Raw genomic sequence first — 13,426 nt, 5'->3', positions numbered from 1 at the left:
GACGGGTCCGGTGCGGCCGGCCCGTCCGGATGCTCCGCGCGGAAGGGGCCGATTCCCGGGCATAAAAAAACTCCGCACGAGGCGGAGTACCAGGCAAACAATTGTTAACTAAATAATCGAGACAACCCCACTGCTCTCGGCTCGGCGGCTGCGGCGACGGCATTCGGTCCGGAGCGCTCCGAAGAGCCGCTCGATCGGCCGTTTCCGTCGGCGAACCGCCCGCTTCGTCAGAAAGTCGCCGTCATCACAAACTCCTTCCTCATGCGGTCCAATTTAAAGGTTCGACTTCAATTCTTATTTGTTGTATGAACCGGTTCAGGGCCGGTTTCACAGAAAAAACGTTCAAGCGGTGTGCCAAACGGTGCGGAAACCTGCCGTTCGCCGGGGAGGCGGGAGCGGAAAGAGGGGCGTGAAAAGGTGCGGGACGGGCCCTGGACGGATTCGGAAGCGTTTCGGAATGGGATCCGGCGGAGTGCTGCGAAGCGGATTCCGCCGGGGAGCGGCGGTCCGACGAAGTGTGGAACGGTGTGGAATCCGCTCCACAATGTTGTGGAAAAATTCCACACCCTCCCCCGGGCCGGTACGTGCCCGCTGCCGGGGAGGGGTCACTCGATGCCGTAGTGGTGCAGTTTGTTGTAGAGCGTCTTGCGATCGACGCCGAGCAGTTTCGCGGCCTGCGACTTGTTGCCTCCCGCGGCTGCGAGGGCGCGGCGTATCTGCTCCTCCTCCGAGGCGGGATCGCGCAGCGAGAAGCTCGGGACGGTCGGGTTTCCCGCCGCGGCGCCGGTGGAGGGGGCGGTCACTTCGGCCGGCAGTTCGCGGCAGGTGACGTAGTCGCCCGCTGCGAGCAGCGTCGCCGACTTCACGGTGTTCTTCAACTGCCGGAGATTTCCCGGCCAGTCGTAGTGCGTCAGCGCGGCCAGCGCCGCGGCGTCGAATCCGACGATGCGTTTGCCCAGCTCGCGGTTGGCCTGGTCGAGGAAGAAGTCGGCGAAGAGCGGAATGTCGCCGCTCATCTGCCGCAGCTCGGGCATGCGGAGCGTGAATTCGTTGATCCGGTGGTAGAGGTCGGCGCGGAACGTTCCCCGGGCGATGGCCGCCTCGAGGTTCTCGTTGGTCGCCGCCACGAGGCGGATGTCCACGGGGATTTCGCGCGTACTGCCCACGCGGCGGATGCGGCGTTCCTGCAGGGCGCGCAACAACTGCACCTGCGTCTCGTAGGTGAGGTTGCCCACCTCGTCGAGAAAGAGCGTGCCGCCGTTGGCCGCCTCGAAGGCTCCCGCCTTGTCGGCCAGCGCTCCGGTGAACGACCCTTTGACGTGGCCGAAGAACTCCGATGCGGCCAGCTCGCGCGGGATGGCTCCGCAATCGACCGCCACGAAAGGTTTTCCGGCGCGCCGGCTGCCGCGGTGGATCAGTTGCGCCACGTGCTCCTTGCCCGTTCCGCTCGCGCCGTTCACCAGCACCGACATGTCGGTGGGGGCCACCAGCCGCACGTATTCGTAGAGCTGCCGCGCCGCGTCGCTGCGCCCCTCGATGTAGTTGAGCGGTTCGGCCGCCGCGCTCCGGGACGCGCGCGGGGCGTTCCGGCCGGACCCAGCGGATTCCTCCCCGGCTGCCGGGGCGTCGAGCGCCTCGCGGATCTTCTTCAGCAGTTCGTCGGGGTTCACGGGTTTGGCCACGTAGTCGCGCGCGCCGAGTTTCATGCACCGCACGGCGTTCCGTATCTCGGCGTAGCTCGTCATCACGATCACCGGAGCCGCGATGCCCTCGCCGGCCATCCATTGCAGCAGGGCGATCCCGTCTTCGTCCGGCAGGCGCATATCGCTCAGCACGAGGGCGTAGTCGCCTTTCCCGAGCGCCGTGCGGGCCGCTGCCGCCGAACCGGCCGTCTCCACCTCGAAGCCCCGTTTGGCCAGCCACGTGCGGAGCATCAGCGCGAAGGTGATGTCGTCGTCTACGATGAGGATGCGTTCCATATTCCCTACAAAGATACGATTTTATTCGGATTCCGGACCTCCGGAGGCCGCTTTTCCGGGAAAGGCCCGTTTTCCGGCCTCCGCGGCGATTCCGCGGATGCGCTCCGCGACGGCCGCCAGCTCGCGGCGCAGCGTATCGGTCAGCGCCCCTTCGTGGGTCTCGGCGCGGCGCAGCGTGTCGGCCACGGTTCCGGCTCCGAGCATCGTGAAGATCGGCAGCATCTTGTGCGCCAGCGCCTTCACGCCGGCCGCATCGTCCGCGTCGAGGGCCTCGCACAATGCCGTGCAGTTCGCCGCGGTCTGCTCGGCGAAGGAGGCCAGGATCGACTGCGCCGCCTCCGCGTCGTCGCCCGCATAGGCCGTCAGGGCGTCGAAGCGCAGCTCGCCGCCGTCCGGCTCCGGGGCGGATGCCTTCGTTCCGGCGTCCGGAACCTGCGGCGACGTCCCGCCGCAGCAGGCCGCACGGATCGCCCCGACCAGCTCGCCGTAGGTGAAGGGCTTGCGCAGGCAGGCGGCGAATCCCCGGGCCGCGAAGTCCTCGGGACGCATCTCCCCGCGTGCCGAGACGGCCACCACGGGGATCCCGGGCGCGACGCCGCGCACGGCCTCCAGCACACCGAATCCGTCGTACGAGGGCATCTGGATGTCGGTGACGACCAGATCGAAGCGGCCGCCCTCGACGAGCCGTGCGGCGTATTCGGGATATTGGCAGCACTCGGCCGAAACCCCCGCGCGGCGGCACATGGCGGCGACCATTTCGAGTTGCAGGGGGTCGTCGTCCACCAGCAGCGCACGCAGCGGCGGCAGCGGTTCGGCGGCTCCCGGTTCCGGCGCCGCCGTCCGGCCCGCCGCGCCTTCGGCCGCGTCGCCCACGGGAACCGTGACGATGAACTTGCTTCCCTGGCCGGGCGCGCTGTCGAGCGAGATCGCTCCGCCGAGCAGCTTCACGAGACGGTCCACGATCGACAGCCCCAGTCCGAAGCCGTCCACACCCTGCGCCGAGCGGAGCCGCACGAACTCGGCGAAAATCCGCTCCCGTTCCTCGGGGCCGATTCCCCGGCCCGTGTCGCGGACCGAAAAGACCAGTTGTCCGTCGGAGAGGCGGGCCCGCAGCGTCACGAACCCTTCGTCGGTGAATTTCAAGGCGTTGGAAAGCAGGTTGTCGGCGATCTGCCGGATCCGGAAGGCATCGCCCGCCACTTCGCGGTCCGTGCCCGGGGCGAGCTCCATCCGCAGTTCCAGTCCTTTGGCGGCCGCTGCCGCGGCGAATCCCGCACGGATCGTCTCGAAGAGCTGCGCCGGGTTGAAGGCCACGGCATCGACCTCCATCTTGTTGGCGTCGAGGCGGTAGAAGTCCAGCAGGCTGTTCACCAGCGCGAGCAGGTGCTCCGACGAGGATTTCATGTTCTGTAGGTAGAGCTCCTGCCGCTTGTCGGAGGTGAGGCGCGACAGCAGGTCGATATATCCCATGACCGACCCCAGCGGGGCCTTGATGTCGTGCGTGATGGCCAGCATCAGCTGCTCGCGGGCCGCCAGCAGCGCCTCATTGTCGCGGTTGGCCCGCTCCAGCGCCCGGCGGTAGCGGACGCTGCGGTTGATGTCGCGCCACAGCACGGCCACGAACAGCAGCATCAGCACCACGGCTCCCGCGGCGACGATGCCCAGTATCTGCGAGGAGCGCTGCCGGATCGCCTCGTTCGTGTCGATGCGCCGCATGAGGAAGGCCGTCTCCTCCTCCTCGAAATCGAGGATCAGGCGGTAGATCTTGGCGTTCACCAGGTCGTTGCTGTACCGCAGGCGCAGCCCCTCGCGCCACGCTTCGTCGTAGATGCCCAGCCGTTCGCTGGTCACGCTGTCCTGCAGGGCGCGCAGGACCAGCGTGATCGTGTCCCGGATCGCCTCGGGCGGCAGCGTCTCCCCGGGCCGCCGGAGCGTATCGACGACGATTTCGCGCCGCGAGATCACCACGTTCGAGTCGTTCCGGGGCGGGCTGAACAGGTCGGCCAGCCGGCGGAAGAACCGCCGTTTGGGGCGCGGCACGGCCACCGTGTCGGAACGCACGAGGCTGGGCGGCGGCAGCGTGTCGGAAGGGGGCGGCAGTACGGGCGCGAGGGTGTCGGGCAGCAGGGGGCGCAGCGTGTCGGTCCGGGGGAGCGAGTCCGGGGAAAGAAGGCCGCCGGCCGGGAGGGAAAGCGTGTCGGGGCGCGCGAGGCTGTTGCGCGACCCTTCGATGAGCGCGCGGATGTTCTTCTCCAGCAGGCTCGACGTGGCTCCGGCGCGGATCGACCGCCGCAGGCTCATCGTCCGCCGCTCCTTGTCCGCGAGCAGCCGCACGATGCTGTCCAGACGCATCGTCTGCAACGAATCCCCGCTTCCGGCGATGCTGCGCAGCGAGTCGATGCGGGCCCGCACGGTCCGCAGCTCGCGCCGGTAGCGCCCCTCGAAGGACTGGTATCCGGCGATCATCAACTGGCCGTAGCTCTCGGCCTGGTAGAGGTGGTAGAGCACCTGATTGACCGCGCTGCGCTTGTTGCGCAGCAGCGCGTAGCTGCCGTCGGGCGCGGAGAGGCGCACCGCCTCCCGATAGACGTATCCCACCGAGAGGATGCAGGCCGCGATGAGGATGACGTATCCCGCGGCGATCTTCGCTTTGACGAACTTCGACTCTTTCACGACCTCAAATATAGGAAGATTCGCGCGAATTTCGGTACGGGAAGGCGGTTTTCGGCCGCCGCAGGCTCCGAATCGGCGGGATTTCGCTATCTTTACGGCCGATACCGAACCGCAAAGCCATGAAAAAATTCCGGATCATCGCGCCGGCCGTCGTCCTCGCCGCCCTCGCGCTGTTCATCTACTTCCGCTTCTACTTCGTCTTCGGCGAGGGCGTGAAGAGCGGCGAACTGAATTATGTCGTTTACAAAGGCGTGATTTTCAAAACCTACGAAGGCAAGCTCATCCAGTCGGGCATCCGCTCGAAGACGGCCGGGACGATCCAGTCCTACGAATTCGAATTTTCGGTGCGCGACCCGGAGCTGGCCCGGCGGCTGATGCTGGAGGGCGGCCGCTCGGTCGAACTGCACTACAAGGAGTATTTCGGCGCCCTGCCCTGGCGCGGCTTCACGAAATTCGTCGTGGACAGCGTAGTCTCCTCCTCTCCGGCGCCTTCCCGGCAGGGGGCCGCTCCGGCGCCCGGGGCCGGACTGTCGGAACTCTGACGGGGATGACGGCTTTTTATTATCGAAAAACGATAAATATTTTTTGATATTCAAAATTTATTTCTACATTTGCCGTTGTAAATTTCCGAGAGAACAAACACGTTACGACTATGGATCTGCTAACGGCGGAACACGTCACCAAACGCTATGCGGCGCATACGGCGCTGGACGACGTATCGCTCGCCATTCCGAAGGGGTCGGTTTACGGCCTGCTCGGCCCCAACGGCGCGGGCAAGACGACCCTCATCCGCATCATCAACCGCATCACCGCACCCGACTCGGGCCGCGTGCTGCTCGGCGGGCGTGAGATCGCCCCGGCCGACATCTACCGCATCGGCTACCTCCCGGAGGAACGCGGGCTCTACAAGAAGATGAAGGTGGGCGAACAGGCCGTCTTCTTCGCCCGTCTGAAGGGGCTTTCGCGCCGCGAGGCCGTCGTGCGGCTGAAGCGGTGGTTCGGGAAGTTCGGCATCGAGACGTGGTGGGACAAGAAGGTGGAGGAGCTTTCGAAGGGCATGGCCCAGAAGGTGCAGTTCATCGTCACGGTGCTCCACGAACCCGAACTGCTGATTTTCGACGAACCCTTCTCGGGCTTCGACCCGATCAACGCCAACCTGCTCAAGGAGGAGATTCTCGCCCTGCGCGACAAGGGCGCGACGATCATCTTCTCGACGCACAACATGTCGTCGGTGGAGGAGATCTGCGACCACATCACGCTGATAAACAAGTCGCGCAACATCCTCTCGGGCAAGGTGGACGACATCCGCCGCCGCCACGGGTCGAACATCTTCGAGATTTCCTACCGCGGCGACGGGGAGGCGCTGCGCTCAGCGCTCGCGGGCCGCTGCGAAATCCTCGCCGGAGCCGCCGATGCGGCCGCCGGGGACGGGGAGGGCGGAACGGAGCCCGCCGCGTTTGCCGGAGCGGACGGCTACGACACCCTCCGGCTCCGCGTCGTGTCCGATGCGGAGGTGCGGCAGGTGATCGCCGCCGCGAACGGGGCCGTCGAACTGCGGCAGTTCCGCGAGATCATCCCCTCGATGAACGACATCTTCATCCGGGCCGTGAACGGACAACTTTGAACCCGATGAAAAGCCGCGAACAACAGGCGCCCCGCCGCTTCGGAAAAGCCGCCGCACGGACGTTTGCCGGCCTGTGTCTGGGACTCGGCATGTACGGAGCGGTCCGCGCGCTGAGGACGGAGGAGAGCACGTTGCGGCTCGTTCTTTCGTCCATCGCGCTGTGCTGCGGCATCCTGCTGCTGCTCCGCATCCGGAAAACGGCAGAGAAAGAGAACCGATGAAAACCACAACACCATGTCCAATATCTCCATCATCATCCAGCGCGAGTTCAACGAACGCGTGCGCAAAAAGTCCTTCATCATCACCACGCTGCTGATGCCCCTGCTGATGGTGGCCCTGATGGCCGCCCCGGCGCTCATCATGCAGTTCTCGCGCGGCGACGAAAAGCGGATCGCCGTGATCGACGAGAGCGGTCTCGTCGCCCCGCGCCTCGAAAGCGACGAGGAGCTGCGCTTCGAGCCGACGGACCTGACGACCGAAGAGGCCCGCCGGACGCTGACCGACCGTTTCGGCGTGCTCCGGATCGGCGGCGACATCCTGGAAAACCCCTCCGACGTGAAGCTCTACGCCAACTCGTCGTCGTCGCTCTCGGTCGAGAGCAGCATCACGGACCAGATCGAACGCATTCTCGAGGCCGAGAAGCTCAAGCGGTACAATATCGACAATCTCCAGCAGATCCTCGACGAGGTGAAGACCACCGTGACGCTCCAGACCTTCCGCAACGACAAGTCGCAGGAGGAGGAGACCCATGCGCAGTCCTCCACCGTGGCCACCGTGACGGGCTACGTCCTGGGATTCATCCTCTACATGTTCCTTCTGATCTACGGGCAGATGGTCATGCAGTCGGTGATCGAGGAGAAGAACAACCGCGTGCTGGAGGTCATGGTCTCCTCGGTGCGGCCCTTCGATCTGATGATGGGCAAGATTCTCGGCATCGCCTCGGTGGCCGTCGTACAGGTGGCCATTTGGGGCGTGCTGATCTGCGGCATCGGCGCCGCGGTGATGCCCCACCTCATGCCGTCCGACGTCATGGCGAGCGCCCAGGCCATGCAGCAGGGGATGCCCGACGCCGCGGCCGCCTCGGGCATGGACCCCGAGATGTTGCAGGCCGTGGCCGCGATCACGGACCTGGGCTATATCGTCAGGATCTTCGTCTGCCTGCTGCTCTTCGTCTTCGGCGGCTACCTCTTCTATTCGGCCATGTTCGCCGCCGTGGGTTCGGCCGTGGACAACGTGCAGGACGCTTCGCAACTGCAGACGCCCATCACGCTGCCGATCATCCTCGCGCTGCTGATGATGTTCGCCGTCATCCGGGACCCCAACTCGCAGATGGCCTTCTGGTTCTCGGTGATTCCCTTCACGTCGCCCATCGTCATGATCGTCCGCATCCCCTACGACATTCCGCTCTGGGAGATCGCCCTTTCGCTCGCGGTGCTCTACGCCTCGTTCGTGGGGATGGTGTGGTTCGCCGCGAAGATCTACCGCGTGGGCATCTTCATGTACGGCAAGAAACCGACGCTCGGGGAGTTGTTCAAGTGGGTGCGGTACAAATACTGACCGCCGCGGGTCCGGGAAATCCGGCCGGGACCGCTCCGGGCCGCGGCCGCGGAGGTTTGCCGCCGTTTTTTCTGTTAGGAAAATAACAGGAAAGCGAAATATTTTCATAAATTTGCGGCAGATATGACCCGACGAAGCGAATGTTTTAACGAATAACTAAAAATCAACGTGTTATGAATTCGATCGACAACTACGATTTCAAAGGCAAACGCGCGATTATCCGCGTGGACTTCAACGTGCCCCTCAACGAGAAGGGCGAAGTGACGGACGACACCCGCATCCGCGCCGCAGTGCCCACCATCAAGAAGGTGCTCGAGAAGGGCGGAGCCGTGATCCTCATGTCGCACATGGGCCGTCCCAAGAAGAATCCCGATCCCAAATACTCGCTCGAACAGATCGTTCCGGCCATCGAGAAGAATCTCGGCGTGAAGGTCGCCTTCGCCGGCGACTGCATGGGCGAGAAGGCCGCCCAAATGTGCAGGGACGTGAAACCCGGCGAGGTGGTGCTGCTCGAAAACCTGCGTTTCTACGCCGAGGAGGAGGGCAAACCCCGCGGGCTGGCCGAGGACGCCACCAAGGAGGAGAAGGATGCCGCCAAGAAGGCCCTCAAGGAGGGCCCGCAGAAGGAGTTCGTCAAGCGGCTGGCTTCGTATGCCGACTGCTACGTGAACGACGCCTTCGGTACGGCGCACCGCAAGCATGCCTCGACCTACCTGATCGCCAAGTATTTCCCCCAGGACAAGATGTTCGGCTACCTCATGGAGAAGGAGGTGAAGGCCATCGCCGCCGTGATGGAGAAGCCGGCGCACCCGTTTTGCGCCATCATCGGCGGTTCGAAGGTGTCGTCGAAGATCGGCGTCATCAAGGCCCTCATCGAGAAGGTCGATTCCATCATCATCGGCGGCGGCATGACCTACACCTTCGCGGCCGCGCAGGGCGGTAAGGTCGGCGATTCGATCTGCGAGCCCGACATGTTCCCCGTGGCCCTCGAGATTCTGGAGCTGGCCAAGCAGAAGGGCGTGCAGCTCGTCATGTCGCCCGATGCGCTGATCGCCGACGCCTTCTCGGCCGACGCCAATACGGACGTGGCTCCGGCGGACAACATCCCCGACGGATGGGAGGGCGTCGATATCGCCGACGAAGGCAAGAAGGCCTTCCGCGAGCATATCCTCGGCTGCAAGACGATCCTCTGGAACGGTCCGGTGGGCGTCTTCGAGATCGACAAGTTCGCCACCGGTTCGAAGGAGGTGGCGCTGGCCATCGCCGAAGCCACGAAGAAGGGCGCCTACTCGCTCATCGGCGGCGGCGATTCGGTGGCCTGCATCAACAAGTTCGGACTGGCCGACCAGGTGTCGTACATTTCGACGGGCGGCGGCGCGCTGCTCGAATACATCGAGTTCGGCGACCTGCCCGGTGTGGCGGCCATCCGCGACTAATCCGGATTCCATCCTACGAGAAGAGATCATCGAGAAGCGGGAATTTCCGGAGACGGGGTTCCCGCTTCTCAATAAAAACCCGACGAAAATGAAAAAGATTGTGCTTTTCGCAGCAACCATGGCTTGTATGGCAAGTTGTCAGAACCAGACCTCCAAGACTCCGGCCATCGACCCGGCGAACTTCGACCTTTCGGTCGCTCCGAACGTCGATTTCTACCAGTACGCCACGGGCGGCTGGCAGGCCCGGAACCCGCTCAAACCCGAATACTCCCGCTTCGGATCGTTCGACGTGATCGCCGAGAACAACCAGAAGCGCATCAACGACCTCTTTCAGGAGATGACCAAACTCGACGCCGCCAAGGGCAGCGTGGAGCAGAAGATTTCGGACCTCTACAAGATGGGTCTCGACTCGGCGCGCCTGAACGCCGAGGGCGCCGCCCCGATCGAGGCGGGCGTCAGGGAGCTGCTCTCCCTGACCGACCGCGACCGGCTGACGGAGGCCGTCGCACGGCTCCACCACACGGTGGCCAATCCCTTCTTCGGCGTGGGCGTGCAGGCGGACCTGATGAACAGCGACGTGAACGCCCTCTACATTTCGCAGAGCGGGCTCACGATGGGCGACCGCGACTATTACCTCGAACCCGAAAACGAGAACATCCGCACGGCCTACAAGGAGTATCTGAAGAAAATTTTCCGCCTCGCAGGACTGCCCGAGGCCGAGCTGGACAAGGCCGTGGCCGGCGTAATGGACATCGAGACCAAGCTGGCCGAGAAGTCGTGGTCGAACGTCGAGCTGCGCAACATTCCGGCGCAGTACAACCCCACGAAGCAGGCCGATTTCGAGAAGACCTACGACGCCGTGGACTGGGCGGCCTACTATAAGGCCATGGGCATCGGCGATTTCGAGACGATCATCGTGACGACCCCTTCGGCCATCGCCGCCGCCAACGACCTCATGAAGAACGCCCCGATAGAGGAACTCCGCTACTACCTCGCGGCGCAGTATATCAATGCGGCGGCCTCCTACCTGAGCGACGAGTTCCAGCAGGCTTCGTTCGACTTCTACGGCAAGGTGATGTCGGGCCAGCAGGAGCAGAAACCCCGCTGGAAGCGCGCCATGTCGGTTCCCAACGGCACGCTGGGCGAGGCCGTGGGCGAAATGTACGTGGCCAAGTACTTCCCGGCCGAGGACAAGGCCCGCATGACGGAGCTGGTGAAGAACCTCCAGAAGGCCCTCTCGCAGCATATCGCCGCGCTGGACTGGATGTCCGACGCCACGAAGGCCCGCGCGCAGGAGAAACTCTCGGCCTTCACCGTGAAGATCGGCTATCCCGACAAGTGGAAGGACTACTCGACGCTGGAGATCGACCCCGCGAAGAGCTACTGGGAGAATATCGTGGGCGCCAACGAGTGGTACACGGCCGACAATATCGCCAAGCTGGGCAAGCCCGTGGACAAGGACGAGTGGCACATGTCGCCGCAGACGGTGAATGCCTACTATAACCCCACGACGAACGAAATCTGCTTCCCGGCCGCCATTCTCCAGCCGCCGTTCTACAATCCCGATGCCGACGACGCGGTGAACTACGGCGCGATCGGCGTGGTGATCGGCCACGAGATGACCCACGGATTCGACGACCAGGGCCGCCAGTTCGACAAGGACGGCAACATGAACAACTGGTGGACCGAGGAGGATGCCGCCGCGTTCAAGGCCAAGACGGACGTGCTGGTCAAGCAGTTCGACGCCATCGAGGTTCTGCCCGCAAAGGACGGCCAGCCGGCGCTGCACGCCAACGGCGCGCTCTGCCTGGGCGAGAACATCGCCGACCAGGGCGGTCTGCGCGTGGCCTGGACGGCCTACCACAACTCGCTCGAGGGCAAGGAGAAGCCCGCGCCGATCGACGGCTTCACGCCCGAGCAGCGCTTCTATCTGGGCTACGCTACCCTCTGGGCGCAGAACATCCGCGACGAGGAGGCCGCACGCCTCACGAAGCTCGACGTACACTCGCTGGGCAAGTGGCGCGTGAACGCCACGCTGCGCAACTTGCAGACCTTCTACGACACGTTCGGCATCACCGACGGCCCGATGTTCATGCCCGAGGAGGAGCGCGTGATCATCTGGTAGGGAACCCTTCGGGGAAGGGAAAAGGGGGGCTGTCCTCACAGGACAGCCCCCTTTCTTGTGCGATCCGGCCTTTCCTTTGCCGGAGAACCCCGTTCCGCGGGGATCAGCCGTTTTTCTTTTTCGTGATCCGCCCGAGGTGTTCCCGGAGTTGTTCGCTGAACTCCTCGCGGCGGTGCTTGAGGTTGGCGCGCCACCCCTGCCAGCGGGTGTAACGCATCCGTTTCTCGGGGTAGATGTCGCGGATCGTGACCAGAATGCCGGTCTCCTCCACGCCGCCGAAGTCGGGATTTTGCACCGTGTCGAAGACCCGCATCGTGGGCGAGAGGTTCATGTAGGCGTTGATGAGCGGCGGGATGTTCTCGTCGAACTCCCGGATTTTCTGGAGCAGGATGCGGTAGTTTTCCATGTAGGTCTCGCCGCAGAACAGCTCCTCGTAATAGGGGTCGTCCAGGTCGAGCGTCAGCGGATGGATGCCCTCGACCAGTCCTTCGCGGTCGGGGAAGTAGCGGCGGAGGAACCAGATGAGCGCGTTGCGCGCCACGGACTTGTAGGAGGTGTACATGGTGACCTTGCCGAAGAGGTACTTCGCCCGCGGGTTGAGGACGATCAGCGCCCCCAGTCCGTCCCAGAGGTTGTCCAGCGCGTAGATGCTCTTCGAATTGCCGCGTGCCTGGTAGGAGGGCTGGACGAACGAGCGGCCCAGCTCGATGGTCCGCGGCAGGTATTTGCGGCGGAACCGGTCGCTGAAGCGGAAATAGTGCTCGGTGGAGAGGTGGCGGGGCCGTTCCGAGGTGCAGATGATGAAACGGTAGCCGCCGACGATCTCTTCGGCCGCGGGATCCCAGACGATCAACTGGTAGTAGCCGTCGCCGGCCAGGTCCTCCTCGTCGATGTCCACCTCGCGGCCCGTGCCGCCGCCTGCGCCCCGGAACGCCATTTCGCGCAGACGCCCCACCTCGCGCATCAGCGCGGGGCACTCCCCGGCGGCGAAGATGTAGATTTCGTTGCCGGCCTTGTGCGTGTCGCGCACCTTCCTGTCGGGCGTCAACTCGGCGCGCAGCAGGTCCCGGTTTACGGGCGGCAGGATCGGTTCGGGCTCTTTCAGTCGCATAACGGGAACAAAAGTACCAATTTTAGCGGGTTTTCGCGCCCCCGGCGAGCTTGTTTTCCAGAAAATACGTCTTTTTGCGTACTTCTTCCGTCTGTTCGCGCAGGGAGCCGCAGTGTTGCAGTTCGGCCACGGGGATCGGGTCGCCTACCGCGATGCGGAAGTGTTTCCCCTTTTGGGAGAACATTTCGTCGGGAAGCCAGAGCATTTCGATGTTGAACCGGATGCCCAGCGCCTTGCGGAAGCGGTCCACGTTGTAGAAGAAGTCCGACAGCCGCCCCTCGACGAAGACCGGAACGATCTGCCGCTGCGAGGCGTAGGCCTTTTTCAGGAAGCTGGTCTTCCATTCGGGATCGGCGATGCGGCCGTCGATGCGGCGCGAGCAGAGTCCTGCGGGGAAGGTGAGGATCGGCAGCTCGCCGAACAGGGCCTCGTCGAAACGCCGGGCGCAGGCCGCATTCTGCGCGCCGTGCTTGTTCACCGGAATCCAGAGCGGACGCAGCGGTTCGACGTGCATCAGCAGGTCGTTCACCACCACGCGCACGTCGCCGAAGCGGTCGATGAGCTTGTCGGCCAGCATCATGCCGTCCATGCCGCCGAACGGGTGGTTCGAGACGAACAGGTAGCGCCCCGCGGGGTCGATGCGTTCGAGCCCCTCGATCGAATAGGTGACCTGCCACTGGCGGAAGCAGGCGCGGATGAACTCCTGCGGCGGCAGCGACCAGTAGTGTTCGAGGATGTGGTTGATCTCCCGCTCGTGGATCGTGCGGCGCAGCCAGTTCACGGCGAAACGGGGTATCCAGCGGGCCGCCGCCGGGGCTTTCTCGGCGAGTACGGCTCCGATGTCTATTTCGGGCATGGGTACGTTCGGAAAATTATATCCACAAATATAGGCATTCTTTTTCGAAAAATCCCTAACTTTAC

At 64.1% G+C, this 13,426-nt stretch carries 10 protein-coding genes; 6 read left to right on the top strand and 4 right to left on the bottom strand.

Annotated features, from left to right (window positions below; all coding sequences use genetic code 11):
• Window positions 1–605 precede the first annotated feature (605 nt).
• Both KB554_RS11105 and KB554_RS13415 read right to left on the bottom strand, forming a co-directional pair.
• A complete protein-coding gene (locus KB554_RS11105) occupies window positions 606–1,979 on the bottom strand; it encodes a sigma-54 dependent transcriptional regulator (protein WP_211036146.1) in 1,374 nt (457 codons plus the stop codon).
• A gap of 21 nt (window positions 1,980–2,000) precedes the next feature.
• The gene (locus tag KB554_RS13415) at window positions 2,001–4,652 is read right to left on the bottom strand and encodes an ATP-binding protein (RefSeq protein WP_211036144.1); all 2,652 of its coding nucleotides are present in this window, start codon (window positions 4,650–4,652) and stop codon (window positions 2,001–2,003) included.
• 119 nt (window positions 4,653–4,771) lie between these two features.
• Here KB554_RS13415 and KB554_RS11095 point away from each other — a divergent pair, with 119 nt between their 5' ends.
• The 6 genes from KB554_RS11095 to KB554_RS11070 all read left to right on the top strand — a co-directional run bounded on the left by KB554_RS11095 (window position 4,772) and on the right by KB554_RS11070 (window position 11,394).
• The gene (locus tag KB554_RS11095) at window positions 4,772–5,194 is read left to right on the top strand and encodes a hypothetical protein (RefSeq protein WP_141428339.1); all 423 of its coding nucleotides are present in this window, start codon (window positions 4,772–4,774) and stop codon (window positions 5,192–5,194) included.
• 110 nt (window positions 5,195–5,304) lie between these two features.
• Window positions 5,305–6,276: an ATP-binding cassette domain-containing protein gene (locus KB554_RS11090; RefSeq protein ID WP_211036142.1), complete on the top strand. Its 972-nt coding sequence runs from the start codon at window positions 5,305–5,307 to the stop codon at window positions 6,274–6,276.
• Between the two features lie 5 nt (window positions 6,277–6,281).
• A complete protein-coding gene (locus tag KB554_RS11085; protein ID WP_141428337.1) occupies window positions 6,282–6,497 on the top strand; it encodes a hypothetical protein in 216 nt (71 codons plus the stop codon).
• 13 nt (window positions 6,498–6,510) lie between these two features.
• Complete coding sequence (locus tag KB554_RS11080; protein ID WP_141428336.1) at window positions 6,511–7,833, top strand: ABC transporter permease; 1,323 nt, start codon at window positions 6,511–6,513, stop codon at window positions 7,831–7,833.
• A 173-nt stretch (window positions 7,834–8,006) separates the two neighbouring features.
• A complete protein-coding gene (locus KB554_RS11075) occupies window positions 8,007–9,269 on the top strand; it encodes a phosphoglycerate kinase (protein WP_141428335.1) in 1,263 nt (420 codons plus the stop codon).
• A gap of 127 nt (window positions 9,270–9,396) precedes the next feature.
• On the top strand, window positions 9,397–11,394 hold the full coding sequence (locus KB554_RS11070; protein WP_211036209.1) for a M13 family metallopeptidase: 1,998 nt from the start codon (window positions 9,397–9,399) through the stop codon (window positions 11,392–11,394).
• Between the two features lie 103 nt (window positions 11,395–11,497).
• On the opposite strand, the gene KB554_RS11065 is transcribed toward KB554_RS11070, so the two are convergent.
• A complete protein-coding gene (locus KB554_RS11065; RefSeq protein ID WP_141428325.1) occupies window positions 11,498–12,505 on the bottom strand; it encodes a GNAT family N-acetyltransferase in 1,008 nt (335 codons plus the stop codon).
• Window positions 12,506–12,527: 22 nt separating this feature from the next.
• Entirely contained in the window at window positions 12,528–13,361 is an 834-nt protein-coding gene (locus tag KB554_RS11060; protein ID WP_141428324.1) for an acyltransferase, read from the bottom strand.
• Between the last annotated feature and the right edge of the window lie 65 nt (window positions 13,362–13,426).

This window comes from Alistipes sp. Marseille-P2263, from assembly GCF_018101075.1.
Lineage (GTDB): Bacteria > Bacteroidota > Bacteroidia > Bacteroidales > Rikenellaceae > Alistipes > Alistipes dispar.
Note: the sequence above shows the minus strand (reverse complement) of the source record. Positions and strands in the feature narration are given on the sequence as shown.

Coding starts and splice junctions, on each gene's coding strand:
- KB554_RS11105 (WP_211036146.1), bottom strand. CDS start 1,979: ATGGAACGCATCCTCATCGTAGACGACGACATCACCTTCGCGCTGATG.
- KB554_RS11095 (WP_141428339.1), top strand. CDS start 4,772: ATGAAAAAATTCCGGATCATCGCGCCGGCCGTCGTCCTCGCCGCCCTC.
- KB554_RS11090 (WP_211036142.1), top strand. CDS start 5,305: ATGGATCTGCTAACGGCGGAACACGTCACCAAACGCTATGCGGCGCAT.
- KB554_RS11085 (WP_141428337.1), top strand. CDS start 6,282: ATGAAAAGCCGCGAACAACAGGCGCCCCGCCGCTTCGGAAAAGCCGCC.
- KB554_RS11080 (WP_141428336.1), top strand. CDS start 6,511: ATGTCCAATATCTCCATCATCATCCAGCGCGAGTTCAACGAACGCGTG.
- KB554_RS11075 (WP_141428335.1), top strand. CDS start 8,007: ATGAATTCGATCGACAACTACGATTTCAAAGGCAAACGCGCGATTATC.
- KB554_RS11070 (WP_211036209.1), top strand. CDS start 9,397: ATGGCAAGTTGTCAGAACCAGACCTCCAAGACTCCGGCCATCGACCCG.
- KB554_RS11065 (WP_141428325.1), bottom strand. CDS start 12,505: ATGCGACTGAAAGAGCCCGAACCGATCCTGCCGCCCGTAAACCGGGAC.
- KB554_RS11060 (WP_141428324.1), bottom strand. CDS start 13,361: ATGCCCGAAATAGACATCGGAGCCGTACTCGCCGAGAAAGCCCCGGCG.